Source organism: Devosia psychrophila (assembly GCF_000971275.1).
Taxonomy (GTDB): domain Bacteria; phylum Pseudomonadota; class Alphaproteobacteria; order Rhizobiales; family Devosiaceae; genus Devosia; species Devosia psychrophila.
Genome location: NZ_LAPV01000093.1, coordinates 56,355 through 82,702, shown reverse-complemented (window position 1 = coordinate 82,702; position 26,348 = coordinate 56,355). Strand labels below are relative to the sequence as shown.

27 protein-coding genes, 1 pseudogene and 1 riboswitch are annotated in these 26,348 nt (G+C 62.2%); of the genes and pseudogenes, 17 read left to right on the top strand and 11 right to left on the bottom strand.

All coding sequences use genetic code 11. The features are described from left to right. The 3 genes from WH91_RS09105 to WH91_RS09095 form a co-directional block, all read right to left on the bottom strand. Positions 1–726, bottom strand: a complete 726-nt coding sequence (locus WH91_RS09105; RefSeq protein WP_046170687.1) for an EF-hand domain-containing protein — start codon at positions 724–726, stop codon at positions 1–3. Positions 727–877: 151 nt separating this feature from the next. Then, positions 878–1,123 carry a BrnA antitoxin family protein gene (locus WH91_RS09100; RefSeq protein WP_046170686.1) on the bottom strand — a complete coding sequence of 82 codons (246 nt, stop codon included), beginning with the start codon at positions 1,121–1,123 and terminating at the stop codon, positions 878–880. Between the two features lie 16 nt (positions 1,124–1,139). After that, a complete protein-coding gene (locus WH91_RS09095) occupies positions 1,140–1,541 on the bottom strand; it encodes a type II toxin-antitoxin system HicB family antitoxin (RefSeq protein WP_046170685.1) in 402 nt (133 codons plus the stop codon). Here WH91_RS09095 and WH91_RS26090 point away from each other — a divergent pair. After that, positions 1,518–1,787: a hypothetical protein gene (locus tag WH91_RS26090; RefSeq protein ID WP_425285332.1), complete on the top strand. Its 270-nt coding sequence runs from the start codon at positions 1,518–1,520 to the stop codon at positions 1,785–1,787. The two genes, WH91_RS09095 and WH91_RS26090, sit on opposite strands and share 24 nt — an antisense overlap. A gap of 269 nt (positions 1,788–2,056) precedes the next feature. Here the strand turns inward: WH91_RS26090 and groL are convergent, their stop codons facing one another. Next, positions 2,057–3,700: a chaperonin GroEL gene (gene groL / locus WH91_RS09090; RefSeq protein ID WP_046170684.1), complete on the bottom strand. Its 1,644-nt coding sequence runs from the start codon at positions 3,698–3,700 to the stop codon at positions 2,057–2,059. A 48-nt stretch (positions 3,701–3,748) separates the two neighbouring features. Next, entirely contained in the window at positions 3,749–4,039 is a 291-nt protein-coding gene (locus tag WH91_RS09085; RefSeq protein WP_046170683.1) for a co-chaperone GroES, read from the bottom strand. Positions 4,040–4,220: 181 nt separating this feature from the next. Here WH91_RS09085 and WH91_RS09080 point away from each other — a divergent pair, with 181 nt between their 5' ends. The 3 genes from WH91_RS09080 to WH91_RS09070 all read left to right on the top strand — a co-directional run bounded on the left by WH91_RS09080 (position 4,221) and on the right by WH91_RS09070 (position 6,270). Further along, positions 4,221–4,583, top strand: a complete 363-nt coding sequence (locus tag WH91_RS09080) for a DUF427 domain-containing protein (protein WP_046170682.1) — start codon at positions 4,221–4,223, stop codon at positions 4,581–4,583. Between the two features lie 502 nt (positions 4,584–5,085). Beyond that, positions 5,086–5,280 (top strand): hypothetical protein, encoded by a 195-nt coding sequence (locus WH91_RS09075; RefSeq protein WP_143078040.1) that lies wholly within the window; start codon positions 5,086–5,088, stop codon positions 5,278–5,280. A 24-nt stretch (positions 5,281–5,304) separates the two neighbouring features. Further along, positions 5,305–6,270: a DMT family transporter gene (locus WH91_RS09070; protein WP_052952704.1), complete on the top strand. Its 966-nt coding sequence runs from the start codon at positions 5,305–5,307 to the stop codon at positions 6,268–6,270. Here WH91_RS09070 and WH91_RS09065 read toward each other — a convergent pair. After that, positions 6,267–7,694, bottom strand: coding sequence for a sigma-54-dependent transcriptional regulator (locus WH91_RS09065; RefSeq protein WP_244542322.1), 1,428 nt, complete (start codon positions 7,692–7,694; stop codon positions 6,267–6,269). The two genes, WH91_RS09070 and WH91_RS09065, sit on opposite strands and share 4 nt — an antisense overlap. A 264-nt stretch (positions 7,695–7,958) precedes the next feature. Here WH91_RS09065 and WH91_RS09060 point away from each other — a divergent pair, with 264 nt between their 5' ends. The 8 genes from WH91_RS09060 (at position 7,959) to rsmD (ending at position 18,933) form a co-directional block, all read left to right on the top strand. Beyond that, positions 7,959–9,191, top strand: coding sequence for an EAL domain-containing protein (locus WH91_RS09060; protein WP_046170680.1), 1,233 nt, complete (start codon positions 7,959–7,961; stop codon positions 9,189–9,191). Between the two features lie 81 nt (positions 9,192–9,272). Then, positions 9,273–10,139, top strand: a complete 867-nt coding sequence (locus tag WH91_RS09055) for a TIGR01459 family HAD-type hydrolase (RefSeq protein ID WP_046170679.1) — start codon at positions 9,273–9,275, stop codon at positions 10,137–10,139. A gap of 4 nt (positions 10,140–10,143) precedes the next feature. Beyond that, complete coding sequence (locus WH91_RS09050) at positions 10,144–11,115, top strand: bifunctional riboflavin kinase/FAD synthetase (protein WP_046170678.1); 972 nt, start codon at positions 10,144–10,146, stop codon at positions 11,113–11,115. A gap of 243 nt (positions 11,116–11,358) precedes the next feature. After that, complete coding sequence (gene ileS / locus WH91_RS09045) at positions 11,359–14,478, top strand: isoleucine--tRNA ligase (RefSeq protein WP_046170677.1); 3,120 nt, start codon at positions 11,359–11,361, stop codon at positions 14,476–14,478. 210 nt (positions 14,479–14,688) lie between these two features. After that, entirely contained in the window at positions 14,689–15,252 is a 564-nt protein-coding gene (gene lspA, locus WH91_RS09040; protein WP_158409539.1) for a signal peptidase II, read from the top strand. Between the two features lie 81 nt (positions 15,253–15,333). Then, positions 15,334–16,044: a hypothetical protein gene (locus tag WH91_RS09035; RefSeq protein ID WP_046170675.1), complete on the top strand. Its 711-nt coding sequence runs from the start codon at positions 15,334–15,336 to the stop codon at positions 16,042–16,044. A gap of 102 nt (positions 16,045–16,146) precedes the next feature. After that, on the top strand, positions 16,147–18,204 hold the full coding sequence (locus WH91_RS09030) for a pseudouridine synthase (RefSeq protein ID WP_052952703.1): 2,058 nt from the start codon (positions 16,147–16,149) through the stop codon (positions 18,202–18,204). Between the two features lie 132 nt (positions 18,205–18,336). Continuing rightward, a complete protein-coding gene (gene rsmD, locus WH91_RS09025; protein ID WP_046170673.1) occupies positions 18,337–18,933 on the top strand; it encodes a 16S rRNA (guanine(966)-N(2))-methyltransferase RsmD in 597 nt (198 codons plus the stop codon). Between the two features lie 138 nt (positions 18,934–19,071). On the opposite strand, the gene WH91_RS09020 is transcribed toward rsmD, so the two are convergent. The 3 genes from WH91_RS09020 to znuC all read right to left on the bottom strand — a co-directional run bounded on the left by WH91_RS09020 (position 19,072) and on the right by znuC (position 21,273). After that, a complete protein-coding gene (locus tag WH91_RS09020; protein WP_046170672.1) occupies positions 19,072–19,488 on the bottom strand; it encodes a Fur family transcriptional regulator in 417 nt (138 codons plus the stop codon). After that, positions 19,478–20,296, bottom strand: a complete 819-nt coding sequence (locus tag WH91_RS09015) for a metal ABC transporter permease (RefSeq protein ID WP_046170671.1) — start codon at positions 20,294–20,296, stop codon at positions 19,478–19,480. The genes WH91_RS09020 and WH91_RS09015 overlap by 11 nt, the downstream gene beginning before the upstream one ends. A 170-nt stretch (positions 20,297–20,466) precedes the next feature. After that, positions 20,467–21,273, bottom strand: coding sequence for a zinc ABC transporter ATP-binding protein ZnuC (gene znuC / locus WH91_RS09005; RefSeq protein WP_046170669.1), 807 nt, complete (start codon positions 21,271–21,273; stop codon positions 20,467–20,469). Positions 21,274–21,379: 106 nt separating this feature from the next. Between znuC and WH91_RS09000 the strand changes: the two genes are divergently transcribed. Next, positions 21,380–22,489: a zinc ABC transporter substrate-binding protein gene (locus WH91_RS09000; protein ID WP_074797317.1), complete on the top strand. Its 1,110-nt coding sequence runs from the start codon at positions 21,380–21,382 to the stop codon at positions 22,487–22,489. On the opposite strand, the pseudogene WH91_RS08995 reads toward WH91_RS09000, so the two are convergent. Together WH91_RS08995 and WH91_RS08990 are read right to left on the bottom strand one after the other, a co-directional pair. Further along, a pseudogene (locus WH91_RS08995) lies at positions 22,470–22,765 on the bottom strand (DMT family protein). The gene WH91_RS09000 and the pseudogene WH91_RS08995 overlap by 20 nt on opposite strands. 133 nt (positions 22,766–22,898) lie before the next feature. Further along, a complete protein-coding gene (locus WH91_RS08990; protein ID WP_046170668.1) occupies positions 22,899–23,153 on the bottom strand; it encodes a DUF2164 domain-containing protein in 255 nt (84 codons plus the stop codon). Positions 23,154–23,252: 99 nt separating this feature from the next. On the opposite strand from WH91_RS08990, the gene WH91_RS22590 reads away from it, so the two are divergent. From WH91_RS22590 to cobW, 4 genes are all read left to right on the top strand, one after another. Continuing rightward, entirely contained in the window at positions 23,253–23,888 is a 636-nt protein-coding gene (locus WH91_RS22590; protein WP_052952701.1) for a hypothetical protein, read from the top strand. 181 nt (positions 23,889–24,069) lie between these two features. Next, positions 24,070–24,280: riboswitch (cobalamin riboswitch) on the top strand. Between the two features lie 38 nt (positions 24,281–24,318). Further along, a complete protein-coding gene (locus WH91_RS08980; RefSeq protein ID WP_046170667.1) occupies positions 24,319–24,504 on the top strand; it encodes a CbtB domain-containing protein in 186 nt (61 codons plus the stop codon). Between the two features lie 24 nt (positions 24,505–24,528). Next, positions 24,529–25,293, top strand: coding sequence for a CbtA family protein (locus WH91_RS08975; RefSeq protein ID WP_046170666.1), 765 nt, complete (start codon positions 24,529–24,531; stop codon positions 25,291–25,293). Then, positions 25,290–26,348, top strand: a complete 1,059-nt coding sequence (gene cobW, locus WH91_RS08970) for a cobalamin biosynthesis protein CobW (RefSeq protein WP_046170665.1) — start codon at positions 25,290–25,292, stop codon at positions 26,346–26,348. The genes WH91_RS08975 and cobW overlap by 4 nt, the downstream gene beginning before the upstream one ends.

Here is a 26,348-nt window from a genome sequence, read left to right as displayed (position 1 = left end):
TCATGCGGCGCTGTCGAAAATCGACGCCAACTGCTCCAGCAAGGTTTGCTGCTGGGTAGTCTTGTAGGCCGATTGAGCCATCGAGAAGAGGGTAACGGTGGTATCCTCCTCTTCGTCCGTTTCAGTGGATGCCGATGCCGGAGGCGGTCCACCCGGCGGGCGCCCGCCCGGTGGCGGGCCGACATTGGGCGGCGGCCCATCTGCAGGACGCTGTTCGTCCAGAGCGGTTTTGATTGCGCTCAGGAACTCTGAACTCTCGGTCTCGGTGATCGAGCCGCTACCATCGGCGTCGATCAGATCGAAGATCTTCTTGAGCGCCTCGGAACTGACATCGCTGGCGGCGTCGTCATCCCCCAGTTCTGCGAGCGATACACCGCCGTCGCCATCGGTATCGGTGGCGGCGAAGATGTCGGCATTGGACGGGCTGGCCATCTGTTGGGTCATGAAAGCCATGCCCTGGCGCTGCTCGGCCATCTGGGTGTCAAAACTGTCTTTCTCGGTACTGGTGACGCTGCCGTCGCCATCACCATCTATCGCCTTGAACAGGGCTTCTGCCCGGGCATTGGATTCGGCACTCGCCGCGCCCTTGGTGGCCTTGAGCTTGATTTCGTCCAGCGTCAGGCTGCTGTCCGCATTGGCATCCAGGGTTTCAAAGCTGGGCGGTTTGAAGCTGGTGCGCATCAACTGCGAAACCGACTGTCCTCCAGCAATGCTACTGATCGACATGTGAGGTCCTCTGCTGTCGCGACCGGACGATCCGGTCATCACAGCAGAGTGTCCAGCGTGGTTAACCGAGCCTTAACACCTGTTGCAGGCAGGCGGTTGGCGAACAGATTTAATGCTCTGGTAAGGTTCCGGTAATGCGTCGTAAAGGCGGCTAGATTGCGGGGTCGAGTCCCGCCACCACCCGCAGCGCCGCATTCAGCCGATCCTGCCAGCCCGGGCCATCCTCCTGGAAGTGCTCCAGCACGGCGCGATCGAGCCGCAGGGTGACCATTTCCTTGCCCTCGGTCGCAGTCGCCGGCTTGGCCGGGGCAGGGGCCGCTGCGGGCTTGCTCGTTGCGCTTTTGAATGCGGCTTCTGCCTGGTCGTAGGCACTGCCGCCGCGTCGTGGTGGTCTCATCGATATTGTCCGTTGTCTATTCAACAAGCTCTCGGCGCACCGCTGACGCGATAAACGCCGATCGCGTCTGTCCTCTTGACCGAGCCTCGTCGTCGATTGCCTTCAGCAGACCGAGATCGAGTGAAACATTGATCCGCGTGGTCGACCCAAGATCGCGAACGAGAGGGACAAGGGCAAAGCTCACCCCGTCGAGTTCGTCAGCAAATTCGGGATCGATCACTATCTCCTCAAGCGAATGTGGCCCTGGAATGGTGTCGCCATCAGTTTCCATGCCACGGACATGAAAAGCCAAGGCTTTTGTCCCATTGGCAATGGCGTCATCCATGGTGTCCCCAGCCGAAGTGCAGCCAGGAAAATCAGGGAAGCTGATCCCGTAGCAACTGTCAGGATCTTTATGAACGAACGCGACGTAACGCATATCACCTCTTCAGCCAGTCGGCCTGCCGATAAATCGATCGACAGTCCCGAATGGCATGTCATTATTGGGATGCGGAACAGTCACACGCCCCGCACGCTCTGGATGTATGAACTGGTGATGGTCACCGGTGGCATCCACCCTGTATCAACCGTCACGCTGCAACAAGGCAATCAGTTTGCGGCTGTCGCGCTCAAAGTGCATGGTTGTCCCCAAAGCCAGCAACCCATGAACTTTCGTGTAAGATAATACACACTGCGAGTTGCTACAAGGGCTCTAGGCTGAGCCTTGTTCGCTTTGGCACTAAGAAAAAGGCGCAGTGTTTCCACTGCGCCTTTCTGCAAAGTTCGTGACTGGGAAGAAACGAACTTCGAATCTTCAGCCTTTAGCCCGCAATGCGGACCGGCCGTGGGCCGCGCCCGCGCAGGGCCAGTTTTTGGTCCAGCGCGGCTTTAGCGCGTCGTGCCAAAAACGAAACGGCCCGTGAGCGAGAGAGGAAACTAGTTCGCGGTTGCGAACTAGAAGTCCATACCGCCCATGCCGCCCATGCCGCCACCGCCGCCACCCATGGAGGGTGCGGAGTCCTTGGGAGCCTCGACGATGAGGGCTTCCGTGGTGATCAGCAGCGAAGCGACCGAAGCCGCGTCCTGCAGGGCGGTGCGAACCACCTTGACTGGATCGATAACGCCCATGGCGATCAGATCGCCATATTCACCGGTTGCGGCATTGTAGCCGAAGGTGATCGAGCTGTTCTCGAGGATCTTGCCGACGACGACGGAGCCTTCGGCACCGGCATTGTTGGCAATGGTGCGTACTGGCTCCTGCAATGCGCGCTTGACGATGGCAATGCCAGCGTCCTGGTCGGCATTGGCGCCCTTGACAGTCATGGCATGCGCAGCTCGCAGCAGCGCGACGCCGCCGCCGGCAACGATGCCTTCTTCAACGGCAGCGCGGGTCGCGTTCAGTGCGTCGTCGACGCGATCCTTGCGCTCCTTGACTTCGACTTCCGTCGAGCCGCCAACCTTGATCACTGCAACGCCGCCAGCAAGCTTGGCCAGACGTTCCTGCAGCTTTTCCTTGTCGTAGTCCGAAGTGGTTTCTTCGATCTGCGACTTGATCTGGCCAACGCGGCCTTCGATGTCTTCCTTGGTGCCGGCACCATCGACGATCGTGGTGTTTTCCTTGGTGATCTCAACGCGCTTGGCAGTGCCGAGCATGTCGATGGTCACGTTCTCGAGCTTGATGCCGAGATCTTCGGAAATCACCTGGCCACCGGTCAGGATGGCGATGTCTTCAAGCATTGCCTTGCGGCGATCGCCGAAGCCAGGAGCCTTGACGGCAGCGACCTTGAGGCCAGCGCGCAGACGGTTGACGACGAGAGTCGCAAGAGCCTCACCTTCGATGTCTTCAGCGATGATCAGCAGCGGACGCTGCGACTGAACGACAGCTTCGAGGATCGGCAGGATAGCCTGCAGGTTGCTCAGCTTCTTCTCGTGCAGCAGGATCAGTGGCTCGTCAAGAACGGCAGTCATCTTCTCGGCGTTGGTCACGAAGTAAGGCGACAGGTAACCGCGGTCAAACTGCATACCTTCGACGATGTCGACGGTCGTTTCAGCAGTCTTGGATTCTTCGACGGTGATGACGCCCGAATTGCCGACCTTTTCCATGGCCTTGGCAATTTCTTCGCCAATGAAAGTTTCGCCGTTGGCCGAGATGGTGCCGACCTGAGCGATTTCAGCGGTGGAGGTGATCTTCTTGGAAGCGGACTTCAGCGACTCGACGACCTCGGCAACAGCCAGGTCGATACCACGCTTGAGGTCCATCGGGTTGAAGCCGGCGGCAACAGCCTTGACGCCTTCGACAACGATGGCCTGACCGAGAACGGTCGCGGTGGTGGTGCCGTCACCGGCAATGTCATTGGTCTTGGAAGCGACCGAACGCAGGAGCTGCGCGCCGAGGTTTTCGAACTTGTCTTCGAGTTCGATTTCCTTGGCAACGGTCACGCCGTCCTTGGTGATGCGCGGTGCGCCGAACGACTTTTCGATAACGACGTTACGACCCTTGGGGCCGAGGGTCACCTTGACCGCATTGGCCAGGATATTGACGCCGCGCAGCATCTTGTCGCGAGCGTCGGTAGAGAACTTTACTTCTTTGGCAGCCATGTGAGGCGCTCCTTAAGTGTGGAATGGAAACGAAGGCTCGTGGGGCTATTAAGCCTCGACGATGCCCATGATGTCGCTTTCCTTCATGATCAGCAGGTCTTCACCGTCGACCTTGACCTCGGTGCCGCTCCACTTGCCGAACAGCACGCGGTCACCAGCCTTGACGTCTGGAACGACGCGAGCGCCGCTTTCGTCACGGGCGCCGGGGCCAACGGCAACGATCATGCCCTCGGAGGGCTTTTCCTTGGCGGTGTCGGGGATGATGATCCCGCCTTTGGTCTTTTCTTCGCCATCGAGACGACGAACGACCACGCGGTCGTGCAGGGGACGGAAGCTCATGTTATGCTCCTATGGCAGCGTTTGAATGCAAATTTGGCACTATTAGCACTCGCCATTGTAGAGTGCTAACAGGTGACGGGGATATATGGCTGGGACCTCACCGAGTCAAGGTTTAGTGAACCCGCTTTCTTCTCGCGCGTTGTCACTTGCGACCGATGATTAACGAACATGGCAGGCTAACATGACGCGCCAATGTCTGGACAAGGATATCAAGATCAACCCCGCCAAGGGCCGGGTCCACGTGCTGTTCGACGGCGCCGAAATCGGCAGTTCGTTGAACGCGCTTGAACTCGACGAGCCCGGCGCTCCGCTACGAATTTATCTGCCGCGCTCGGATGTACGCGAAGATATTCTGGAGCTATCCGAAACCAAGACCATCTGTCCCTACAAGGGCGAGGCTCACTATTATACGCTCAAGACCCTGACGGCCGATGGTCCCGACCAGGTCTGGTACTATCCTGATCCATGCCCCTTGGTGGAGCCGATCCGCGATCATCTCGCTTTCTGGGGTGACCGCATCGAGTATCGCACCTCGGAAGTCTAGGCATGCCGAAGCGCCGCCTGATTGCGGATTTCAAGGTGAGCGATGGTGGCGAGGCGACTGCCTCGGGTAGGGTAGTAAAAAGTGAGGCAGTTGCCTCGCCACCAAGTCGGGATTTGTCGTGGGTTGGGATCGTGCTGGCCATTATCGCAGACCAGCGCGCCCGATTTCCCCGCACGCAACAGGAGCGACCTCCCATTCCCGGCAGTCTCCACGCTCGTCACTCGTCATGACTAGCTCTGTTGTGAAGATGGGGTGGAGTATGCGGGAGGTGCCGGTGGGTGGGGATAAGTTTTGTTGGAGTGCCTGCTAGTCGGTCGCGATTGAGGGGCGAGGCGATCAGGAAGCAGAACGCCAAGCCTCTAGGATCCTGCCATTCGAGCGTAGCTCTCATGGCCTTCTCGCCTAAAATCGCTCCGCTGGAGCGATTTTGCCCAAGGGGGCCGGTTCGAAGTTTTTCCCTTTCCCTCTTCCACGTCGCGCCAAGCTGCGCCATAAGGCAAGCATGACCCAGGACAACACTTTTCAGATCAAGCTGAGCCTCAAGGGCGGCAGCGGCCCGAATGCTAACTGGCATTGGGAAATTCACGATGCCAGCGGCAAGGTCGTCAAGACCGGCTCGGCTGTCGGCCCCGAGCACAAGGCCTTTACCACGGCGCGTATCGCCAAGGAAAAGCTGGAGCAAACCTCCGGCAAGTAATTTGCCGCGACCGACGAGACTGCCTTGACCATTCCCGCCACAGCTGACGCCAAAGGCCCTGCTCGGCATCGCGGCGGCCCGATGCGCGCCATCGTGCTCAAGGTGCTCTCAGTGTGCTGCTTCGTCGTAATGGCGACTTTGCTCAAGGCCACGGGCACTATTCCGGCCGGCGAGCTGGTATTCTTCCGCTGTTTTTTCGCCATCCTGCCCGTCGTCGCCTGGCTGCTTTTGCGTAGGCAATTGCGCACCGCGCTTCACACCAAAGACCCATGGGGCCACGTCATCCGAGCGCTTGTCGGCGCCTCGTCAATGGGGCTCGGCTTTTTTGCACTGACCCGGCTGCCTTTGCCCGAAGCCACCGCCATCGGCTATGCGGCGCCGCTGCTGATCGTGATGTTCAGCGCCGTGCTGCTCAAGGAGCGCGTGCATGCGTTTCGCTGGACGGCGGTGATCGTCGGCCTGTGTGGCGTCGTCATCATCCTGTGGCCGCGCCTGACACTGTTGACCGGTGGCGCACCAATGGGCGACAGCGAGACCGTGGGCGCAATTGCGGCCACGGGCGGCGCGGTGCTCACCGCTTTTGCCATGATGCAGGTGCGCAAGCTGGTGCAGACCGAGCGCACCGAAGCCATCGTCATCTACTTCTTCATCAGCGCCAGCATGTTGTCGCTGATGACCATTCCGTTCGGCTGGGCCATGCCGACGCCGCAACAGGCGGCGTTGCTTGTCGGCGCGGGTTTCGCGGGGGGCATCGGGCAACTGCTGCTGACCTCATGCTACCGCTATGCGGACATGTCGGTCATCGCGCCGTTCGAATATGTCTCGCTGCTTCTGACGCTGGTGATCGGCTTCTTCGTCTTCGGCGACATCCCCACTATTGCCATGATCAGCGGCGCCGTCATCATTGTTTGTTCGGGCATCGCAGTGATCCTGCGCGAGCATTATCTCGGCCTTGATCGGGCCAAGGCCCGGGAGGCGAATACGCCCTAAGAGGCCACCGACAGTTCCGCCCAGCCCTGGCGCTTGCGATAGATGGTGGAGGGGCTGATTTCCAGCGCCGCGGCGGCGAGGGACACATTGCCGCTGAAACTGGCAATGGCATCTTCGATGATGCGCTGCTCCTGCTGCCACATCGGCAGGATGGCTTGGCGCCTCTCGCTGCGGGGAGCCGGCTCCGCCACGGGGGCGAGGCCCTGCGACTCGATATCGGCGGCGCGCAGCATCGGCATGGTGATTTCTTCGCCGTCGCACATCACGACGAGACGGCGCACGAGGTTCTGCAACTGGCGCACATTGCCCTTCCACTCCGCCGAGGTCAGCAGGCTCGCCACATCACCCGCGAATCCGCTGAAATTCTTGCGCTCCTCCGCTGAATAACGTGCGAGGAAATGGCGGGCCAGCACCATGATGTCGGTGGGCCGTTGGCGCAACGGCGGCAGGTGGATCGGCAGCACATGCAGCCGGTAGAACAAATCCTCGCGGAACTTCTTTTCCGAGATCAGCTGCATCGGATTACGATTGGTGGCGCATATAACGCGGACATCAACCTGTCGTACGCCCGCTTCACCGACGCGGCTCAACGTGCCGGTCTGCAGGAAGCGCAGTAATTTGCTTTGCAGCGAAAGGTCCATCTCGCCGATTTCGTCGAGGAACAGCGTGCCGCCATCGGCCAGTTCGGCGGCGCCCTTACGGTCGTCATGGGCACCGGTAAAGGCGCCGCGCGCCACGCCGAACAGTTCGCTTTCCATCAAATCTCGAGGGATGGCGGCGCAATTGATTGCCACCAGGCGTTTGCCGAAGCGTGGACCTTTGGCGTGCAGGGCCTCGGCGCAGACATCCTTGCCGGTGCCGCTCTCGCCGGTAATGAAAACCGGTGCAGACGAGGCGGAGATGCGGCCGATCTGCTCATAAACGAACTGCATGGCGCTCGATGAGCCGATGAAGCCGGCAAAATCGGCGCGGCCCGAGTTGCGTGGCTCTATACTGAGCGCGCGCGTCTTGCCATGGCGCTGGGCCAGTTCGCTGATGCGGGCGGCCATGGCCGGCCCGCTGAGTGGCTTGGTTACATAATCATGGGCACCGGCACGCATGGCGCCAACCGCAGCGGTCACCGAAGCACCATCGGAAAGCGCGACCACCAGCGCGCCGTCAGCAAGGCGAACGAGACGGGCGACGGCATCGTCGCTGCGCTCCGAGAGATCACGCAGGCTGGAAAGATCGGCCAGGATGATGTCGAAATCGCCATCGCGCAGCAGCTCCGCTGCCGGGCGGCCACCGCTCGCCGTGGTAATGCGCAGGCTGCCGCCAAGGCTCTGCCCCAGCGTCTCGGTCACCAGTCGCGCACTGGCGTCATCGGCGTCGACAAGCAATAGCCGACCATGGGGTTCGCCATCGCTTCGAGTGTGCATCGCCATGCAGGGCAGTCCTCGCGCTTCGATCAGTCAATATCGGTGGTCAGCCGCTGTCGCTGCTGTCCCGATCTGCATCCATTAGTTCCCCAACAGGGTAAATAATCCGTTCCGACCCGTCGCATTTTGCACTTGTTCCACTATTAGCCGCCGCGATACGGCCGCATTTAGCCTTGGGACAGCGCGGGTTGTGCGCTTTTTTGTGCTCAAGCTCGGTGCTAGAAGCATTGGGCCGAATCCCGGCACCCCAGATGGGTTTGAGGTCCGCCCGTGCAGGCATTGGTCTACACGTTCATTGCCCTTGCAGCGACCGCCCTTGGCGCCGTCGCCTATTTTGGGCTGACCTTCACCCCCGCCGAAGCGATACTTGCCGCCGTGGTGTTCGGCTGCGTTTGCGTCGTGCTGCTGGAGCGCAGTTTGCGCCAGCGCGCCGAGAGCCGCCTGGAAAAGGCCATCGAGGATTTGTCGCGACTGCTGGCCACCGACGCCCAGGCCGGCGCCGTGCTTGGCCAACGCATCAATGCCATCGCCGATATCAATGCCGAGGTGAGGATCGACAGCGTCGAGGCCGATATCTCGGTGCTGGGTACGGTAATCCGCCAGGTCGCCGAGGCGGTTGCTGATATCGAGGACCGTGCCAAGGCGCAGGCCCAACCGTCCGGTCGCGACCGCATGATCGCCGCCGCGCCGCCGCCGGTGATGCGCGAGCCGGAGCCGACCATTCCGCTTGAATTGCTGCGCCAGGGCATCGAGGAAAACCGCCTGATCTATCACATCCAGCCCGTGGTGACGCTGCCGCAGCGCCGCCCGCAAGGCTATGACCTGGTGCCGCGCCTGCGCATGCAGGACGGCGACCTGGCCGACCGGGTCGATTTCATGCCGCGTCGCGGTGGCGAGGACGTATTACGCCACATCGAAGGCATCGGCATGGTCGAGGCTATCACCATTTCGCGCCGCGCCCGCACCGGCGGCCAGCCGATCACGCTGTATGTGCCGCTGTCACGCGCCACGCTCGGCGATTCGTCGGCATCCGAACAGATGATCGTGACGCTTGAAGCCAATCGCGCCATTGCGGCAGGCTTGATCTTCGCCATCAGCGAAAATGACTGGCAGGGGCTGACCACCGGCGAGCGCGCCATTGCCGATGCCATGGTCAAGAAGGGCGCCGGTTTCTCGGTGACCAATGTTCGCTCGCTGCGCATCGACGTCGCCGAAATGGCAGCGCAGGGCGTTCGCTCGCTGCGCATCGATGCCGGTCACTTCATCGCCGAGCCGCAGGCCTTCACCGATTTCCACGCGTCCGATATCGCCAACTACATCGCGCGTTTCGATATCAAGCTGCTGGCCACCGGCATCACCAACGAGCGACAGATCGTCGAATTGTTGGAAGACGGCATTGTGCTGGTGCAAGGCCCCCACATTGCCGCGCCCGGCCCGGTCCGCGCCGATCTAGTGGTGGAATCCTCGCGCCAGATCCCGCAGCTCCGGCGTGCCGAATACTAAGGCACATGTCCGTTTCCCCTTGATCCCGAGGGGCAGACTGCCACATAGAACGGCCAATCCTGTTTGCATCGGAATGCTACGATGACCAGCGCGCTGCCTTCCATCTCCGGCCTTGCCGACCTCGCCACCCGCTATGATGCGGTGCTGAGCGATGTCTGGGGCGTCGTCCACAACGGCGTCGAGGCCTTCCCGACCGCCGTCGATGCGCTGACCAGATATCGCGAAGCCGGCGGCAAGGTGGTGTTCATCACCAATGCGCCGCGGCCCTCCGGCCCGATCGTCGACATGCTCGACCGCCTCGGCGTGCATCGCGCCGCCTATGACGCCATCGTCTCCTCCGGCGATGCGACGCGGGTGATGATCGCCAAATACAGCGGCAAGGCCATCCATCATGTCGGTCCGCCGACCGAGGACGACGCGCTCTATGAAGGGCTGAACGTCCGCCGCACCGGCGCCGACGAAGCCGAAGTCGTCGTGGTGACCGATCTCGACACTGACGAAGACACGCCCGAAATGTACCGCGAGCGCGCCAAGCTGTGGCTGAGCCGCAAGCTGCCGATGATCTGCGCCAATCCCGACCGCGTCGTCGAGCACGGCGACAAGATCATCTATTGCGGCGGCGCCCTGGGCGATCTCTACGCGGCCATGGGCGGCATGGTGCTGATGGCCGGCAAGCCATATCAGCCGATCTATGAGGAAGCGTTCCGGCTGGCCGAACAGGCTGTCGGCCGCCCGCTCGACAAGGCCCGAGTGCTGGCCATCGGCGACAGCGTGCGCACCGATGCGACCGGCGCAGCCCAGTTCGGCATCGACCTGCTGTTTGTCACCGGCTCGATCCATGCAGCCGAGCTCGATGCCTTCGGCAAGCCAGATCCCCAGGCCATTGCCGATCTCGTGGCCCCAAGCCGCGCCCATATGGCTGGCTTCCTGCCGCGGCTGAGCTGGTAACCCGATGAGCTTCGTCCGTCTTGGCGATCTCGATGCCGTCCCAGCCAGCCTGCGCGGCGCCTATCTGGCGATCGGCAATTTCGACGGATTACATCGCGGCCACCAGACCGTGCTGGAGACGCTGAAGACCCGCGCCGCCGAGGCTGGCGCGCCGGCCATTTTGCTGACCTTTGAGCCGCATCCGCGCGACGTTTTTGCGCCGGCTCCCTTCATGTTCCGCCTCACCGATGGCGACGCCAAGGCGCGTCTCGCCGAGGCCTTCGGGCTCGACGCTATTGCGGTACTGAACTTCGACCGCGCCTTTTCCCAGATCGAGGCCGAGGATTTCGTCACCCGCTTTTTAGTCGAGGCGCTGGGCGTTACCGGCGTCATCGTTGGCTCGGACTTTCACTTCGGCCGCCAGCGCCGTGGCACTCCGACCTTCCTCAAGGCTTCGGGCGAAGCTCAGGGCTTTGCCGTAGAAACGCTCGATCTGATGGACGAAGGCGACGAGGTGATTTCCTCCTCGCGCATCCGTGCGGCTTTGTCGGAAGGCGCCGTGGTCGCTGCCAATCGCCTGCTCGGCTACCACTGGTTTTTCGATGGCTGCGTCGTCAAGGGAGACCAGCGGGGCAGGGAACTCGGCTACCCCACGGCCAACACCATGACCCACGCCAATTTCCAGCTGGCTCAGGGCGTTTATGCCGTCCGCGCCAGATTGGGCGACCGCCTGCTCGATGGCGTTGCCGCCTTCGGCAAGCCGATGTTCAACAACCAGCGCCCGCCCTTCGAAACCCACCTGTTCGATTTCGACGAAGACATCTACGGCCAGATCATCACCGTGGCCCTGATCGCCCACATCCGCGGTCAGGAAGTGTTTTCGGGCCTCGACGAACTGATCACCGCCATGGACCGCGACAGCCGCAAGGCACGCGAGGCGCTGGCCGAGGCCAAGCCATTGAGTGGGCTCGATGCAAAACTGGGTTTTGTGGGTTAGTGGGATTTGTCGGGTAGGAACAAGCAAGAATACCCCCACCTAGCCTCCCCCTGAAAAGGGGGAGGAATCTGATCTGGCTTGTGGCTTGATCAAGTCAACCCACCGGCCAAGTCCCTCCCCGTCATCAGGGGGAGGCTGGGTGGGGGTACGCTCTTGAAACAACCCATCCCAAATCAACCTTTGCCCGATCCGCGCCGCCTTGCTAAAAGGCGGCGAAATCTCCTTTACCGATTGCCGTTTGCCATGACCGATACCGCCACGGGCGCCGCCGAAACCGACTACTCGGCCACGCTGTTTTTGCCGGAAACCGAATTCCCCATGCGCGCGGGCCTGCCCGATCGCGAGCCGGGCTGGCTCAAGCGTTGGGAAGAGATGGACATCTATGGGCTGCAGCGCGAGCAGGCCAAGGATCGGCCGCTGTTCACCATCCATGACGGTCCTCCCTACGCCAATGGCAATATCCATATCGGTCATGCGCTCAACAAGACGCTGAAGGACCTCGTGAGCCGCTCGATGCAGATGCTGGGCTTCAACTCGGCCTATGTGCCGGGCTGGGACTGCCACGGCCTGCCCATCGAGTGGAAAATCGAAGAACAGTACCGCGCCAAGGGCAAGGACAAGAACGAGGTTCCGGTTGTCGAATTCCGCCAGGAATGCCGCACCTTTGCCGAACAATGGGTCGATATCCAGCGCGAGGAATTCAAGCGCCTCGGCGTGCTCGGCGAGTGGGATAACCCCTACCTCACCATGAGCTTCGACGCCGAAGCCCAGATCGCCCGCGAGCTGATGAAGGTCGCCACCACCGGACAGCTCTATCGCGGCTCAAAGCCTGTGATGTGGTCGGTCGTCGAGCGCACCGCGCTGGCCGAGGCCGAGATCGAATACCAAGACTACGAGAGCGACACTATTTGGGTCAAGTTTCCGGTAGAGCAGCGAAACCTATCGGCTGTTGCCGATCGGATTCGATCGCAGACTGAAATTGTTGAGCGCGTACTGGTCGACACGATGCAGGAAGCTCCAGCACGGCCTCTTTCTGTCGAAGAATCGATGCAGATCGCTGAGAAGTACCTTCCTTCAGATGCCAAGGTTGTAATTTGGACGACCACGCCTTGGACCATCCCCGCTAACCGCGCCGTTTCTTTTTCCGGCATGGTTTCCTACGGCCTGTATGAAATTACCAAAGCGCCAGAAGGTAATTGGGCTTCCGTGGGTGAGAAATACATTCTTGCTGACAAATTGGCTGCTGAAACCTTCGCAAAGGCTAAGGTCGATGAATTCGCGCGCATCGCTGATGTTGATCCGTCGCATATCATTTCATGTTCGCACCCGTTGAAAGGTTTCGGCGGCGGTTATCAGTTTCACGTACCTCTAATCGACGCGGATCATGTGACGGATGATGCGGGCACAGGCTTTGTTCACACCGCTCCAAGCCACGGCTTAGAGGACTATGAAGCCTGGAACGAGTATCATCGGAAGCGCTCGCAGGCCTTCGCGAATACCGTTGGCATCTCGCTCGCGGAGCGGGCCCAATTTCTTTCAGACATGGCACGAGATGCAGCCATCCCCTATGTTGTCGGCGACGACGGTTTCTACACCAACGAAGCCCCCGGCTTCGAGGGCGCCCGCGTCATCGACGACAACGGCAAGAAGGGCGACGCCAACAACCGAGTCATCGCAGCGCTGGCCGAGCGCAACGCCATGGTCGCCCGCGGCCGCGTCAAGCACTCCTATCCACACTCTTGGCGCTCCAAGAAGCCGGTGATCTTCCGCAACACGCCGCAGTGGTTCGTCTATATGGACCGCGACATCGAGGGCGCTGCAGGTGACACCCTGCGCCATCGTGCTCTCAACGCCATCGACGCCACCAAATTCTACCCCGCAGCCGGGCAGAACCGCCTGCGCGCCATGATCGCCGACCGCCCCGACTGGGTGCTGAGCCGCCAGCGCGCCTGGGGCGTGCCGATCACCGTGTTTGTCGAAAAGACCACGCAGGACATCCTCAAGGACGAGACGGTCAATCACCGCATCGCCCAGAGCTTCGAGGAAGAGGGAGCCGACGCCTGGTACAAGCCCGGCGCCGCCCAGCGCTATCTCGGCGACGCCTACAAGGCCGGTGACTACGAAATGGTCACCGACGTGCTCGACGTATGGTTCGACAGTGGCTCCACCCATTCGTTCGTGCTGCGCAACAAGCAAAAATGGCCGCATCTGAAGTTCCCGGCCTCTCTGTATCTCGAAGGCTCCGACCAGCACCGCGGCTGGTTCCATTCATCCTTGCTGGAAAGCTGTGCCACCAATGGTCATGCCCCCTATGAAGGCGTGCTGACGCACGGTTTCACCATGGATGGCGACGGCAAGAAGATGAGCAAGTCGCTGGGCAATACCGTTGCCCCGCAGGACATCATCAAGCAATACGGCGCCGATATCCTGCGCCTGTGGGTCGCCTCCTCCGATTATTCGGAAGACTTGCGGCTGGGCAAGGAAATCATCCAGACCACGGTCGATGCCTATCGCAAGCTGCGCAATACGCTGCGCTGGCTGCTCGGCAACCTGGCGCATTACGAGGCCAGCGACGAGGTCGCCTTCGCCGATATGCCAGAGCTGGAACAGCTGATGCTGCATCGCCTTGCCCAGCTCGATGCGCAGGTGCGGACTGCATACAAGGAATACGACTATCGCCGCATCGTGACCCTGCTGACTAACTTCATGAATATCGAGCTGTCGGCATTCTACTTCGATATCCGCAAGGACGCGCTCTATTGCGACCCGATCTCCTCGATCAAGCGCAAGGCATCGCTGACCGTCCTCAACCACCTCTACATGTGTCTGACCGCATGGCTGGCCCCCATCCTGGTCTTCACGATGGAAGAAGTCTGGCTCGAGCGTTTCCCGGGCGAAGGCTCATCGGTGCATCTGCGCCAGTTCCCCGACGTGCCGACCGAATGGCTCAACGAGGATTTGGCCGCCAAGTGGACGCTGATCCGCGCGGTGCGCCGCGTGGTGACCGGGGCGCTCGAAGTCGAACGCCGCGAAAAGCGCATCGGCTCGTCGCTTGAAGCCGCGCCAAAAGTGTTCATCACCGATGAGCGCTACCTGACGGCTCTGGCCGGCGAAGACCTCGCCGAAATCGCCATCACCTCTGATATCCAGGTCGGCAATGCCGAGGCGCCTGCTGGTGCCTTCACGCTCGACGACGTATCCGGCATCGCCGTGGTACCGGCCCTCGCTCAGGGCCAGCGCTGCGCCCGCTCGTGGAAGGTGCTGCCTGATGTCGGCTCCGATCCCGAATTCCCCGACGTTTCCCTGCGTGATGCCCAGGCATTGCGCGAACGCGCTGCCGCAGGGCTTGAGCCCCTTGCCTAGCTCCCATAGTGCCCCGTTCACCGGACGGCACCTCCCCCTGGACGGGCTCCGACCCGTCCCGGAGGGCAAATCGCTCCAGTGGAGCGATTTGAGTGGAGGAGGTTGGGAGGGGGTGGAAGAGCCCCAATGCCGGAGCCAAACGCCCCCCTACCTGACCCTCCCCGCGAGTGGGAGGGTGACGACTGACACTTTAGGTGAAAGGGTATGTTGGTGAACCTGAAATCCGTCTTTCACCCCTCCATCTACATCTCGCTCACCATGGCGATCCTCGCCTTCGGGCTTGATCGGGCGCATAAGGCATTCGCCGTTTCGGCCGATTGCATCGCCATCGGTACGGCCAATTGCGTCGAAGTCTTTACCAGCTACGTGCCCTTTGCGATGACCGGCTGGCGCGGTGGCGAAGTCGTGCGCGTCACTGACTTTTTCGACTATGTGCTGGTCTGGAATACCGGCATTTCCTACGGTCTGTTCGATAGCCTGCCAGTCTGGGCGCTTGGCGTCGTCATGCTGGTGGCTATCGTCGCCCTATCGATCTGGTGGGCACGCGCCGATTCAGCTCTGGTGCGCCTCGGCCTTGCCTTCTGCATCGGGGGCGCCCTGTCCAATGCCATCGACCGGCTGATTTATGGCGCGGTGGCGGACTTTTTCCACCTGCATTGGGGCGACTGGTCGTTCTACATCTTCAACATCGCCGACGTTGCGATCACCGTCGGCGTCATCCTGCTGATCGTCGATCTGCTGGGCCTCGGCAAGCCGCAAAAACCGGCCAACTGACATCGCGAACACGTTGCCGCCTGAATCTGGTCTTAGTCGGCAAAGTGGGTTATAAGCCGCCGACATCGTGAAGGACGTTTCATGCATATTGGATTGATCGGGCAACAGTCTGCTCTCGTTGCACTTGGCAAGGCCGGTGTGGCCATCGTGCTGGCGCTTGCGCTGGCGGCCTGTACGACCGCCGAAGGCACCAATGCCCTGACCGATTTCGGTACCTTCGAGCGCGAAGTCATGACCTCGACCGCACGCGGTGTCGGCCTGGTCCCCGGCGAAGCCGCCAAGGAAGACCTGACCAATGCCCGCGCGCCGCTGGTGCTGCCAGCATCAGGCCAGGCGTTGCCAGCGCCAAGCACCTCAGTTGCCGCGGCTCTGCTGCCAGTCGACAGCGACACCGTTCGGATTGATACCGCCAATCTCAGCGAAGCCGACATCGCCCGCCTGCGCAATGCCAAGGTCGTCGACCTGCGCTCCGTCGCCGGCCGTCCGCTGACCGAGCAGGAAGCCCGTACGCTGACCGCCCGCATGCAGGCCAACAATCGCGACGTCAGCGTCAACAGTTCCAGCCGCGCGCTTTATATGCCACCGGACGAGTATTTCACCCGCGTCGGCGACGCCGATCTGGTCTGCTCGATCGGCAATGGCGAAATCGTCTCGCTCAGCGACGCGCGCTGCCCGGAATCGGTTCGCAAGGCCATTCGCGATGCCCGGATCAAGGCGTCGCCAAGCCTGACCCCCGACGGGACCAGTGGTCAGGGCGTTCGCCTGACCGAGACCGAGCGCACCCTGCAGTAGCAGTCACGTCGATACACCAGTTTCAAGCGGCCGGATCATCCGGCCGCTTCGCATTTTCCGCGCCGCCCTTTTTGGGTCCCGCATGACATGAAAGACGCCTTTATGAGCGACAAACCCTCCCAGCCCGATACCGGCGACCGCCTCGCCAAGACCATTGCCCGCTCGGGGCTATGCTCCCGCCGCGATGCCGAGGTCTGGATTACCGAGGGCCGCGTCGTGGTCAACGGCAAGAAGGTACTGACCCCTGCCTTCAACGTCACCGACCGCGACAAGATCCTGGTCGATGGCGCGCCCTTGGCCGCCCGTCAGGGCACCCGCGTCTGGCTCTATCACAAGCCCGCCGGGCTCGTGGTCACCGAGAAGGACCCCGAAGGTCGCGAGACGATTTTCGAACATCTCGAAACTCATGGCCTGCCCCGGGTGGTCACCGTTGGCCGTCTCGATATCAACACCGAAGGCCTGCTGCTGCTCACCAATGATGGCGGCCTAAAGCGCGTGCTCGAACTGCCCGCCACCGGCTGGCTGCGCCGCTATCGCGTGCGGGCCCATGGCTCAGTTACCCAGGCCGCCCTCGACAAGCTCAAGGACGGCATGGAGATCGACGGCATCAAGTACGGCTCCATCGAAGCCACGCTCGAGCGCGAGCAGGGCTCCAACGTCTGGATGGTGCTTGCCCTGCGCGAAGGCAAGAACCGCGAAGTCAAGAACGTGCTGGGCGCCCTCGGCCTCGAGGTCAACCGCCTGATCCGCATCAGCTATGGCCCGTTCCAGCTCGGGGACATCCCGGTCGGCGGCATCGAGACCATCAAGGCCAAGATGCTGCGCGAGCAGCTCGGCAAGAAACTGGCCGATGCAGCCGACGTCGATTTCGACAGCGAAATGCCCGCTGAAGCCAATGCGCTGGTCGGCAAGCCGACGCGTGACCGCCTGACCGGTCGCGGCACCAATACCGTCGAAATCGCCCGCCAGCGTTTCCGCTTTACGGACGGCGCCGAAAAGACCGAGGAAGAAATCCGCGAGGAACGCCCCCGCCAGGATCGTCCTGGCCGTTTCGACGGGCGCAAGCCGATGGCTAAGCGCGAAGAATTTAGTGACGAAGAGATGGCGCCGCCGCGCCACGTACATTTTGATGAAGACGGCCGTGCGCCGGAGGAATTTGTGGCTAAACGTAACACCCGCGTCGTCAAGCGCCCCGACCGCGACGACCAGTCCGCCCTGACTTTCGGCAAGGCCGCACCGCGCCCGGCCAAGCCGGGTGGCGACAAGAAGTCGTTCGGCGATAAAAAAGCCTTTGGCGACAAGAAGAGCTTTGGTGACAAGAAGCCTTACGGCGACAAAAAGTCGTTTGGTGACAAGAAGCCCTATGGTGACAAGAAGTCGTTCGGCGACAAGCCACGCGGTCCCCGTCCCGAAGGCGGCTCGCGTCCGCCGCAGGGTCGTGAATTCGTCGGCACGCCACGCGGTCCGCGTCGTGAAGATGCTGGTGCAGGCGAACGTCCGGCCTTCACGCCACGCGTCAGGCCCGATAATGAACGCGGCGAAGGCGCCGCTTTCAGTGGTGAGGCCAAGCGTCCCGGCCGCAACTTCTCGGAAAAGCCCGCGCGGTTCCGTCCCGAAGGCGCGAGCCGTCCCGAAGGCCGCAGCTTCCGCCCCGAGGGCGCTGGTCGTCCCGAAGGCCAGAGCTTCCGTCCTGCCGGTGACCGGCCCGCGCGCCCGACTCGTCCGGGTCGCGACGAATACGGCTCCGAGGCCAAGACCTATGGTAAGCCCCGCATGCGTCCCGACGGCAAGCCCGCGCCCAAGCGCGATGGCGCCGCCCCCGCCCGTGGCCCGCGCCCCGGTGGCGCCGGCAAGCCCGGCGGCTTTGGCAAACCAGGTGGTTTCAGCAAGCCCGGCGGTCGCCCGACTGGCGGCGCAGGCCGTCCTGCAGGCGGTCCCGGCCGTCCGAGCGGTGGGGCTGGTCGCCCGTCTGCAGGCGGTCGTCCCGCCGGTGGTGCCAGCCGTCCGTCCAGCGGTGCACCTCGTCCTTTTGGTGGCGCAAGCCGTCCGTCGAGCGGCGGTCGTCCCGCCGGTGGTGCCGGTCGCCCATTCAGCGGTGGTCGTCCGTCGGGTGGCGGCGGTCGTCCGTCCAGCGGTGCTCCGCGTCGCCCCAAGGCGTAAGCCGACGTAGACCTCATGGTGAGCCTGTCGAACCACGAGGTCGTGCCCGCATGGTGCCGCGACCTCGTCCTTCGACAAGCTCAGGATGAGGTCTGGTGATTGCTTCGTGCTTGCTGAATAAGGGGCCTATCCATGCGCATCGTTGCCGGAAAATTCCGCGGCAAGCAGCTCAACTCCCCGTCGGACGATAGCATTCGCCCGACGGCAGACCGCGTCCGCGAATCGATGTTCAACATCCTCGCCTCCCGCATCGGCCCGGTGTTCGACGGCGTGCGCGTGCTCGACCTGTTTGCCGGCACCGGGGCCCTCGGCCTCGAAGCCCTGTCGCGCGGCGCCAGCCACGTCACCTTCGTCGACATGGGGGCGGAATCGCGTGGCCTGATCCGCGATCACATCGAAGCGTTTGGGGCAGGGGGCATTACCAAGCTGCTTCGCCGCGACGCAACTGACCTTGGCACGCCAGGCACCTTCGGCCAATTCGACCTGGTGTTCCTCGACCCGCCCTATGGTCAGGAACTGGGCGAAAAGGCCCTCGCCAGCATCGCCGCTGGTGGCTGGCTGCAGCCGGGCGCAACGCTGGTGTTCGAGGAAAGTGTCGATGCTGAAATCGCGATACCGGCAGGCTTCACCCTCGACGACCGCCGCGAATACGGTTCGGCAGCGGTGCATTTTTTGACGTTTGGGGAGACCAAAGAGGTCGCACCACCCACGATGTCACCCCGGCCTTGAGCCGGGGCCCATCTCGAGATGTCGAGCCAGCCGCAAGGCCGCAATGCTCATCTCCAAGGTCGCAATGTTCATCTCCACATCTCAGGATGGATCCCGGCTCAAGGCCGGGATGACACCGTGGGTGTGGAGGCGGAGCGTCTAAGCCGCCGCCCCCACGCAAGCTTCGCACTTGCCCCGGATTTCCATCGTCGTGCGTTCGACCTTGAAGCCCTTGGCACTGGCCCAGTCGCCCAACCGTTCCTCGATCACCGCATCGGCAAACTCATCGACCTTGCCGCACCCTTCGCAAATCGCAAAAGCGATCAGCCCCTTGCGATGGCAGTGCTCGTCGGCACAGGCGACAAAGGCGTTCAGCGATTCCAGCCGATGCGCCAGCCCTCGTTCCACCAGCTTGTCCAGCGCGCGATACACCTGCAGCGGCGCCCGCAAACCATCCGCCCGCAGCTTGTCGAGAATATCATAGGCGCTGAGCGGACCGACGGAATGGTTCAGCGCGCCCATCACCAGACCCTGGTTGCGCGTCAGGTCGGCGGGAATTTCGTGACTATGCGCCATGGGTCTCGCCTCTGCCGAACAGCCGCGTGACGGGAACCGCCAGCGACACAAGAAATATAAGAAGCGCCATCACCACAATCGACGGTCCCGACGCGGTATCCCAGGTTCTTGATCCAAACAAGCCGCCGACCACCGCGATGGCGCCGAGCACCGCTGCGACCGCCGCCATCATCTCAGGCGTCGCGCTCAGCCGGCGCGCCGTGGCCGCCGGAATGATCAGCAGCGAGGTGATCAGCAGCACGCCCACCAGCTTCATGGCAATTGCGATGACCGAGGCCATCAGGATCATCAGGATCAACCGGCTGGCCTCGGGCCGCAGCCCTTCCGCCTCGGCCAGTTCGGGGCTGACAGTCGAGGCCAGCAGCGGCCGCCAGGCGAGGATCAGGATGACAAGAATTGCCACCCCGCCGCCATAAATGATGGCGATGTCTTCAACCGATACGGCTAGAATATCGCCGAACAGGAAGCCCATCAGATCGATGCGCACGGTGGTGATAAAGCCGACCAGCACCAGTCCGACCGCGAGCGTCGAATGGCTGAGAATGCCCAGCAGCGCATCGGTCGACAGCGTCGCCTGCCGCTGCAGCACGATTAGCGCACCGGCCACGAGCGCCGCAACGGCAAACACGCCCAGCGTCATGTTGATGGACAACAGGATCGACAGCGCCACGCCGAGCAGGGCCGAATGCGCCATCGTGTCGCCGAAATACGCCATCCGCCGCCAGACCACAAAGCAGCCGAGCGGGCCGGCAACGAGGGCCAAACCGACACCGGCAATCAGCGCACGGGAGAAATAGTCACCGAACATTTGTGGTCTCTTTCTGGCTCTGAGGCCAAAAATCCCCCTCCCCAGCCATCCCCGCGAGGGGGAGGGTGCCGCCCTGTGATTTGACTTCGATCCAGCCAAAAACTCGATCCGGCACCTCCCCCTCGACGGGGGAGGTTGGGAGGGGGTGCGGACTAGCCACCATGCAATATTCACCCATGATGATGCCCCGCGTGGTCGTGCCCCTCATCGTCGTGCTCATGCCCCTCTGCCACCACGCAGCCATCGTCGTGATGTTCATGGTCATGATGATGCTGGTAGATCGCGAGCGATCCCGCCGCGCGTTCCCCGAACAGTTTGAGATATTCCGGGCTGCGCTTGACTGCCGACGGCGTGCCCCGGCAGCAGACATGGCCGTTGAGGCAGATCACCGTATCAGTCTCGGCCATCACCACATGCAGGTCATGCGAAATCATCAATATGCCGCTCTGCGTCGTGTCGCGGATCTGGCGCACAAGATCATACAGTGCCACTTCACCCGAAAAATCGACGCCTTGAACCGGCTCGTCCAGCACCAGCAGGTCCGGCTTGCGGATCATCGCCCGTGCAAACAGCACGCGCTGGAATTCACCGCCGGACAGCTCCTGCACCGCTGCCTTGAGCAGGCGCGCAGCGCCGACCGCTTCAAGCGCCGCGCTAATTTCACTAGCACTGTAGCGCCCCGTCAGCGTCATTAATCGATCCACCGTTAGCGGCAGCGTCCAGTCGATGGTCAGCTTCTGCGGCACATAGCCGATGCGCAGGCCCGGCTTGCGCAACACGGTGCCGATGCTGGGCTTGAGCACACCCGTGGCCAGCTTGGCCGTGGTCGACTTGCCCGAGCCGTTCGGCCCAATCAGCGTCACGATTTCGCCGCGCGCAATGGTCAGGTCGACGCCGCTGACCAGCGTGCGACCGCCTCGTGTCACGCCCGCATTGCTGAGCGTGATCAGCGTTTCTCTTTGTGCCCGTGCGTCCATTCGAAACCCCTTGACGCCCCTCAATACGTTATAGCATAACATTGCCGCAAGCGTAATAACATAACATATCACGCCACACCTTCAGACCTTCAAGAGGCCCAAGCCGATGAAACTGCTCGCCCCCTTCGCCCTGCTGGCCGCGACGATGCTCACCTCCACAGCCTTCGCCGCGCCCAATGTCGTGGCCTCGATCAAGCCGGTACATTCGCTGGTTGCCGCCGTGATGGCCGGCGTCGGCGAGCCAACTCTTATCGTCAAGGGCTCGGCCTCGCCCCACACCTACGCCCTGCGTCCCTCCGATGCCGGCGCGCTGGAATCGGCCGATATTGTGTTCTGGACCGGCCACGGCATGGAGCTGTTTCTGGCCGACGCGCTGAGCACGCTGGCCGGCAAGGCCACTGTGGTAGAGCTGGCAGATTCGCCCGGCATTACCCTGCTTCCGCTGCGCGAAGGTGGCGCCTTCGAGCCGCATTCGGATGGCGACGAGGCCGAGCACCACGATGAACCCGCCCATGAAGGCCACGAGCACGGCGAAGGTGACATGCACTTCTGGCTCGACCCGGAAAATGCCAAGCTGATGGTGGCCCAGATCGCTACCACGCTGTCGGAAGTCGATCCCGAAAACGCCAGCGCCTACCAGGCCAATGCCGAGGCCGAACAGCTCAAGCTTGATGCGCTGGAAGAAGAGTTGAAAGCCACATTGGCACCAATCGCCGACAAGCCCTTCGTGGTGTTCCACGACGCCTACCAGTATTTCGAAGCCCGCTTCGGCCTGTCGCTGGCCGGCTCGGTCACCGTCACTCCTGACGTGGCGCCCGGCGCCGCCCGCATCGATGAACTCAAGGCCAAGGTTGCAACCCTCGGCGCCACCTGTGTTTTCGCCGAACCCAATTTTGAACCCACCATCATCTCGGCCATCACCGAGGGCACCGAGGCCAAGGCCGGCGTGCTGGACCCTGAGGGGGGTGGGCTGACCGAGGGGGTGGATTTGTATCCAGAGTTGTTGCGCGGACTTGCTACGAGTCTCGTGGATTGCCTGAAGTTGGTTCGAACTAAGAGCGTACCCCCACCTAACCTCCCCCTGATAGGGGGAGGAACTTGGCTGGTGAGCTATCCGCCATTGTGCCCGAAACGCGATCTGACTCCTCCCCCTCATCAGGGGGAGGCTGGGTGGGGGTACCCGACAAGGAACACTGCTACTTCAACGGCCCCTTGAAGATAAAAAACGCCCCGAGCCCGATCAGCGCAAACCCCACCCCATGGTCAGCGTCAGTTTTTCGCCAAAGTAAAACACGGTGAACACCGCGAACACACTCAGCGAGATCACTTCCTGGATGGTCTTGAGCTCGGAGGGCGAATAGACCGCCTCGCCGATCCGGTTGGCGGGCACGGCCAGCCAATATTCGAAAAACGCGATACCCCAGCTGACCATCACCGCGATCCACAGCGCCGAACTCGGCCACTTGAGATGCCCGTACCAGGCGAAGGTCATGAACACATTGGATGCGAGCAGCAGCCCGATCGGCGCCAGCGTAGAAAAGTTAAAGCCCAAGGCGCGCTCCTGATCAAACCTGCGAACGCGGCGGCTCTATCTAGCCACAGTCGCAGCCCCGCCAAAGCGCCATTCAACGCAGGTGCTTGGTCTTCTGTTCCAGCGCATAAAGATCGTCATGCAGGCTGTCCATGCGTGCCTTCAGTGCCGCCTGCGCGTCATAGACACCGCGATTATAGTAATAGGCGCCCATCCGCTCGGCGAAGAAAATCATCAGCAGTTCGGACGGCATGGCGCCGATATCCTGGTCCAGCTCGCTGCGGAAATAATCCTGGATTTCGCCGACGATGGCTTTGGTTTCTTCCTTCGTGAACTTGATCGGCTTCATGGCTTTTGCACTCCTTCATCGCCGGTTCATACGGCGAGTCGCGGATTGCCGAGCGCAGGGATTTGAGACAAACTGATCGCCTCGTGGAGAAACACCGCTATGCATTCCCGACTTTTTCTGTGCACGTTTTGTGCTGCTGCGCTGGCCATTGGCCCGGTATTGGCAAAAGAAAAGCCTGCCCCCGATGCTGACCAGGTCACATGCGAAGGTGTCTATGGTGCCGATACTACCGAAGCGTTGGTGGTCCAAACGTTCGGCGCCGAAAATGTCGTGACCGGCCCCGTCGATGGCCCGGAAGGTACCACCTATACAGCCACCACTGTATTTCCAGACGATCCGGATCGGACCATGCTGTTCAGCTGGTTCGACGAGACGGCGTTGACCGGGATCAGCAGCATCGCACTGTCGCCCTCCCAGGCCGGCCCCGGCGGCGTCCGCATCGGCCAAACGGTCGCAGAGGTGGAGGCCATCAACGGCGAACCCTTCACCCTAAGCGGCTTCTGGTGGGACTATGGCGGCTCCGCCGGCTTTGACAGCGGCAAGCTCAGCGGCGTCGCCGGCGACTGCTACGTCAGCCTTGGCTTTGCGGTGCCCAACGAAATTCCCCAAGCCATCGACGTCACCCCTATCTCCGGCGACATCGAAGTGCCGTCCAGCGAAGGCTTGCTCGAGGTTCTCGACGTCCGCGTGGAGCGGTTGAGCCTGGGCTATGCCAGCCCCGATTATGCCAACTGAAGACCGTGGCGATTGACCGGTACCGCGTGAGCGCGTAACGCTGGTTGCGTGTTGGTTTCCAATGGCCGTTGTGCCTTAGGGATACTTAATCGAAGCATGCGGCGTCAGGCCGAGGCGAAAATGGTTTTGTGCGAGCACCGGAGCGGGACGTACACTGGTACGTGAGCACTGGAGCACAGCACTAGGCCATTTGCAGCCCGGCATCACGCCACAGGCGAAGGTTGAAAAAGGGAACACGGTGCGACGTACCCATCAGGGCGCAAAACCGTGGCTGCCCCCGCAACTGTAAGCGGTGGGCCCTCTCAATAGGCCACTGATCCTTGATGGGTCGGGAAGGCGAGGGGGCTGCAATCACCGCGAGCCAGGAGACCTGCCGGCACACGAGTCGGGCGCAAAGCCCAAAACTGTTCCGCGCACGGAGGGTGCTGCCATGAATACAACGACGAATACCTCGACTGGTCTCCAGTCACTCTCGATTTCCCAGCGTCTCATTGCCGGTTCGCTGGCGCTTTTGCTCGGGCTGACCCTATTGGTCGGCACCGGCTTTGCTGGCGATTTCCGCCTGCATAATGGCGCCCACGACACCCGCCACGCCATGGGTTTTCCCTGCCACTAAGCAGGCGAATTAGAGAGCAATAAAATGATCCGCAATCTGTTTGCCGCTGCGCTTCTCGCAGCCCTTTGTGCTGGCCTGGTCACGGCCGCAATCCAGCATTTCCGCGTTACCCCCATCATTCTGCATGCCGAAACCTTCGAGGGCGAAGGCGGCCATAGCCACGGCGCCGAAGCCGTCGTCGACCATGTCGACGCGCCCGGCACGCCTGCCCATAGCCATGACGTTGTCGCCGCAACCGTTGCCGCACCGGAAGAATGGGCGCCGCAGGATGGCTTCGAGCGCACCGCCTATACGACTCTGGCCACAGTGCTGGCCGCCGCCGGCTTCGCGCTGGTCATCGGCGCCGTCTCGATGTTCGCCAATATCCCGATCACCTTCGCCAATGGATTCCTCTGGGGCATCGCCGGATTCCTGACCTTCTCGCTGGCGCCCGCCTATGGCCTCGCCCCCGAACTGCCCGGCATGCCGGCGGCAGACCTCGTCGCCCGCCAGCTCTGGTGGACCGGCACGTCCCTCGCCACCGGCGGCGCCATTCTGCTGCTCGCCAAGACCCGCGCCAACTGGGCCTTTGCTGTCGCGGTGGCACTGGTCGTCGCGCCCCATATCATCGGCGCGCCCGCTTCGCCCGATGAGCCAAGCGCCGTTCCGGCCCATCTCGCCACCGAATTCGCCGCTATCACGCTGGGCACGTCCTTGGTGTTCTGGCTGCTGCTCGGCAGCCTGTTCGGCAAGTTCAGCGACGTGTTCGCCACCCGCAAGGCCGCCATTCCGGCCGGAGCCATCGCATGACCACCAAAATCCCCACCACCGTCATCACTGGCTTCCTTGGCGCCGGCAAGACCACGCTGGTCCGCCATCTGCTGGCGCACGCCCCCAAGGGCAAGCGCATCGCGCTGATCATCAACGAGTTCGGCGATCTCGGCGTCGACAAGGATATCCTGGCCGGCTGCGGCGACGAAACTTGCCGCGAAGAGGATATGATCGAGCTGTCCAATGGCTGCATCTGCTGCACCGTGGCCGATGAATTCATCCCCACCATGCAGGCGCTGCTGGCCCGCCCGGAAAAGTTCGATCACATCGTCATCGAAACCTCGGGCCTTGCACTGCCACAGCCGCTGATCCGCGCCTTCAACTGGCCCGAAATTAAGGCCCAGGTCACCATCGACGGCATCGTAACCGTCGCCGACGCCTCGGCGCTGGCAGAAGGTCGCTTCGCCAGTGACGAAGCCGCAGTCGACGCCCAGCGCCGTCAGGACGAAATGCTCGACCACGAAACGCCCTTGGGCGAATTGTTCGAGGACCAGCTGTCGGTCGCCGATCTCGTCATCATCAACAAGGCCGACTTGGTTGACGTTGCAACCCTCGCCAAGGTGGAAGCCAATATCCGCGCCGAACTGCGCCCCGGTGTCGGCGTCGTCCACGCCCGCAACGGCCATGTCGATATCGCGGCCCTGCTCGGCATGGGCATGGGTAGCGAAGACGACATCGCCAATCGTCCCAGCCATCACGAGCTGGAGCATGGCGACCAAACCCACGAGCACGACGACTTCGACAGCTTCTCGCTGCGCATCCCCGCCGTAACCGGCAAGGACGAACTGCTGGCCATCATCGAAGCCACCATCCGCGACCACGACGTCCTCCGCCTCAAGGGCTTCGCAGCCATCCCCGGTGCCGCTGCCCGCCTTGCCATTCAGGCCGTCGGCCCCCGCGTCACCGCCTATTTCGACCGACCCTGGAAGGATGGCGAAAAACGCGATACGGCCTTGGTTGTCATCGGCCAGAGCCCGCTCGACCGTGCCGCCATCACGCAAAGCCTGCAGCGCGCAGCCAAGGTCGCCGCATAG

What these genes read in the sequence shown, in the direction of transcription:
- WH91_RS09065 (WP_244542322.1), bottom strand. Translation starts at nt 7,694, where the DNA reads ATGGCGATGCACACTCGAAGCGATGGCGAACCCCATGGTCGGCTATTG.
- WH91_RS09055 (WP_046170679.1), top strand. Translation starts at nt 9,273, where the DNA reads ATGACCAGCGCGCTGCCTTCCATCTCCGGCCTTGCCGACCTCGCCACC.
- ileS (WP_046170677.1), top strand. Translation starts at nt 11,359, where the DNA reads ATGACCGATACCGCCACGGGCGCCGCCGAAACCGACTACTCGGCCACG.
- WH91_RS09050 (WP_046170678.1), top strand. Translation starts at nt 10,144, where the DNA reads ATGAGCTTCGTCCGTCTTGGCGATCTCGATGCCGTCCCAGCCAGCCTG.
- WH91_RS09020 (WP_046170672.1), bottom strand. Translation starts at nt 19,488, where the DNA reads ATGGCGCATAGTCACGAAATTCCCGCCGACCTGACGCGCAACCAGGGT.
- WH91_RS09080 (WP_046170682.1), top strand. Translation starts at nt 4,221, where the DNA reads ATGACGCGCCAATGTCTGGACAAGGATATCAAGATCAACCCCGCCAAG.
- WH91_RS09030 (WP_052952703.1), top strand. Translation starts at nt 16,147, where the DNA reads ATGAGCGACAAACCCTCCCAGCCCGATACCGGCGACCGCCTCGCCAAG.
- WH91_RS09085 (WP_046170683.1), bottom strand. Translation starts at nt 4,039, where the DNA reads ATGAGCTTCCGTCCCCTGCACGACCGCGTGGTCGTTCGTCGTCTCGAT.
- cobW (WP_046170665.1), top strand. Translation starts at nt 25,290, where the DNA reads ATGACCACCAAAATCCCCACCACCGTCATCACTGGCTTCCTTGGCGCC.
- WH91_RS26090 (WP_425285332.1), top strand. Translation starts at nt 1,518, where the DNA reads ATGAACGAACGCGACGTAACGCATATCACCTCTTCAGCCAGTCGGCCT.
- rsmD (WP_046170673.1), top strand. Translation starts at nt 18,337, where the DNA reads ATGCGCATCGTTGCCGGAAAATTCCGCGGCAAGCAGCTCAACTCCCCG.
- WH91_RS08975 (WP_046170666.1), top strand. Translation starts at nt 24,529, where the DNA reads ATGATCCGCAATCTGTTTGCCGCTGCGCTTCTCGCAGCCCTTTGTGCT.
- WH91_RS08980 (WP_046170667.1), top strand. Translation starts at nt 24,319, where the DNA reads ATGAATACAACGACGAATACCTCGACTGGTCTCCAGTCACTCTCGATT.
- groL (WP_046170684.1), bottom strand. Translation starts at nt 3,700, where the DNA reads ATGGCTGCCAAAGAAGTAAAGTTCTCTACCGACGCTCGCGACAAGATG.
- WH91_RS09105 (WP_046170687.1), bottom strand. Translation starts at nt 726, where the DNA reads ATGTCGATCAGTAGCATTGCTGGAGGACAGTCGGTTTCGCAGTTGATG.
- WH91_RS22590 (WP_052952701.1), top strand. Translation starts at nt 23,253, where the DNA reads ATGCATTCCCGACTTTTTCTGTGCACGTTTTGTGCTGCTGCGCTGGCC.
- znuC (WP_046170669.1), bottom strand. Translation starts at nt 21,273, where the DNA reads ATGGACGCACGGGCACAAAGAGAAACGCTGATCACGCTCAGCAATGCG.
- WH91_RS09095 (WP_046170685.1), bottom strand. Translation starts at nt 1,541, where the DNA reads ATGCGTTACGTCGCGTTCGTTCATAAAGATCCTGACAGTTGCTACGGG.
- WH91_RS08990 (WP_046170668.1), bottom strand. Translation starts at nt 23,153, where the DNA reads ATGAAGCCGATCAAGTTCACGAAGGAAGAAACCAAAGCCATCGTCGGC.
- WH91_RS09035 (WP_046170675.1), top strand. Translation starts at nt 15,334, where the DNA reads ATGCATATTGGATTGATCGGGCAACAGTCTGCTCTCGTTGCACTTGGC.
- WH91_RS09015 (WP_046170671.1), bottom strand. Translation starts at nt 20,296, where the DNA reads ATGTTCGGTGACTATTTCTCCCGTGCGCTGATTGCCGGTGTCGGTTTG.
- WH91_RS09100 (WP_046170686.1), bottom strand. Translation starts at nt 1,123, where the DNA reads ATGAGACCACCACGACGCGGCGGCAGTGCCTACGACCAGGCAGAAGCC.
- WH91_RS09000 (WP_074797317.1), top strand. Translation starts at nt 21,380, where the DNA reads ATGAAACTGCTCGCCCCCTTCGCCCTGCTGGCCGCGACGATGCTCACC.
- WH91_RS09075 (WP_143078040.1), top strand. Translation starts at nt 5,086, where the DNA reads ATGACCCAGGACAACACTTTTCAGATCAAGCTGAGCCTCAAGGGCGGC.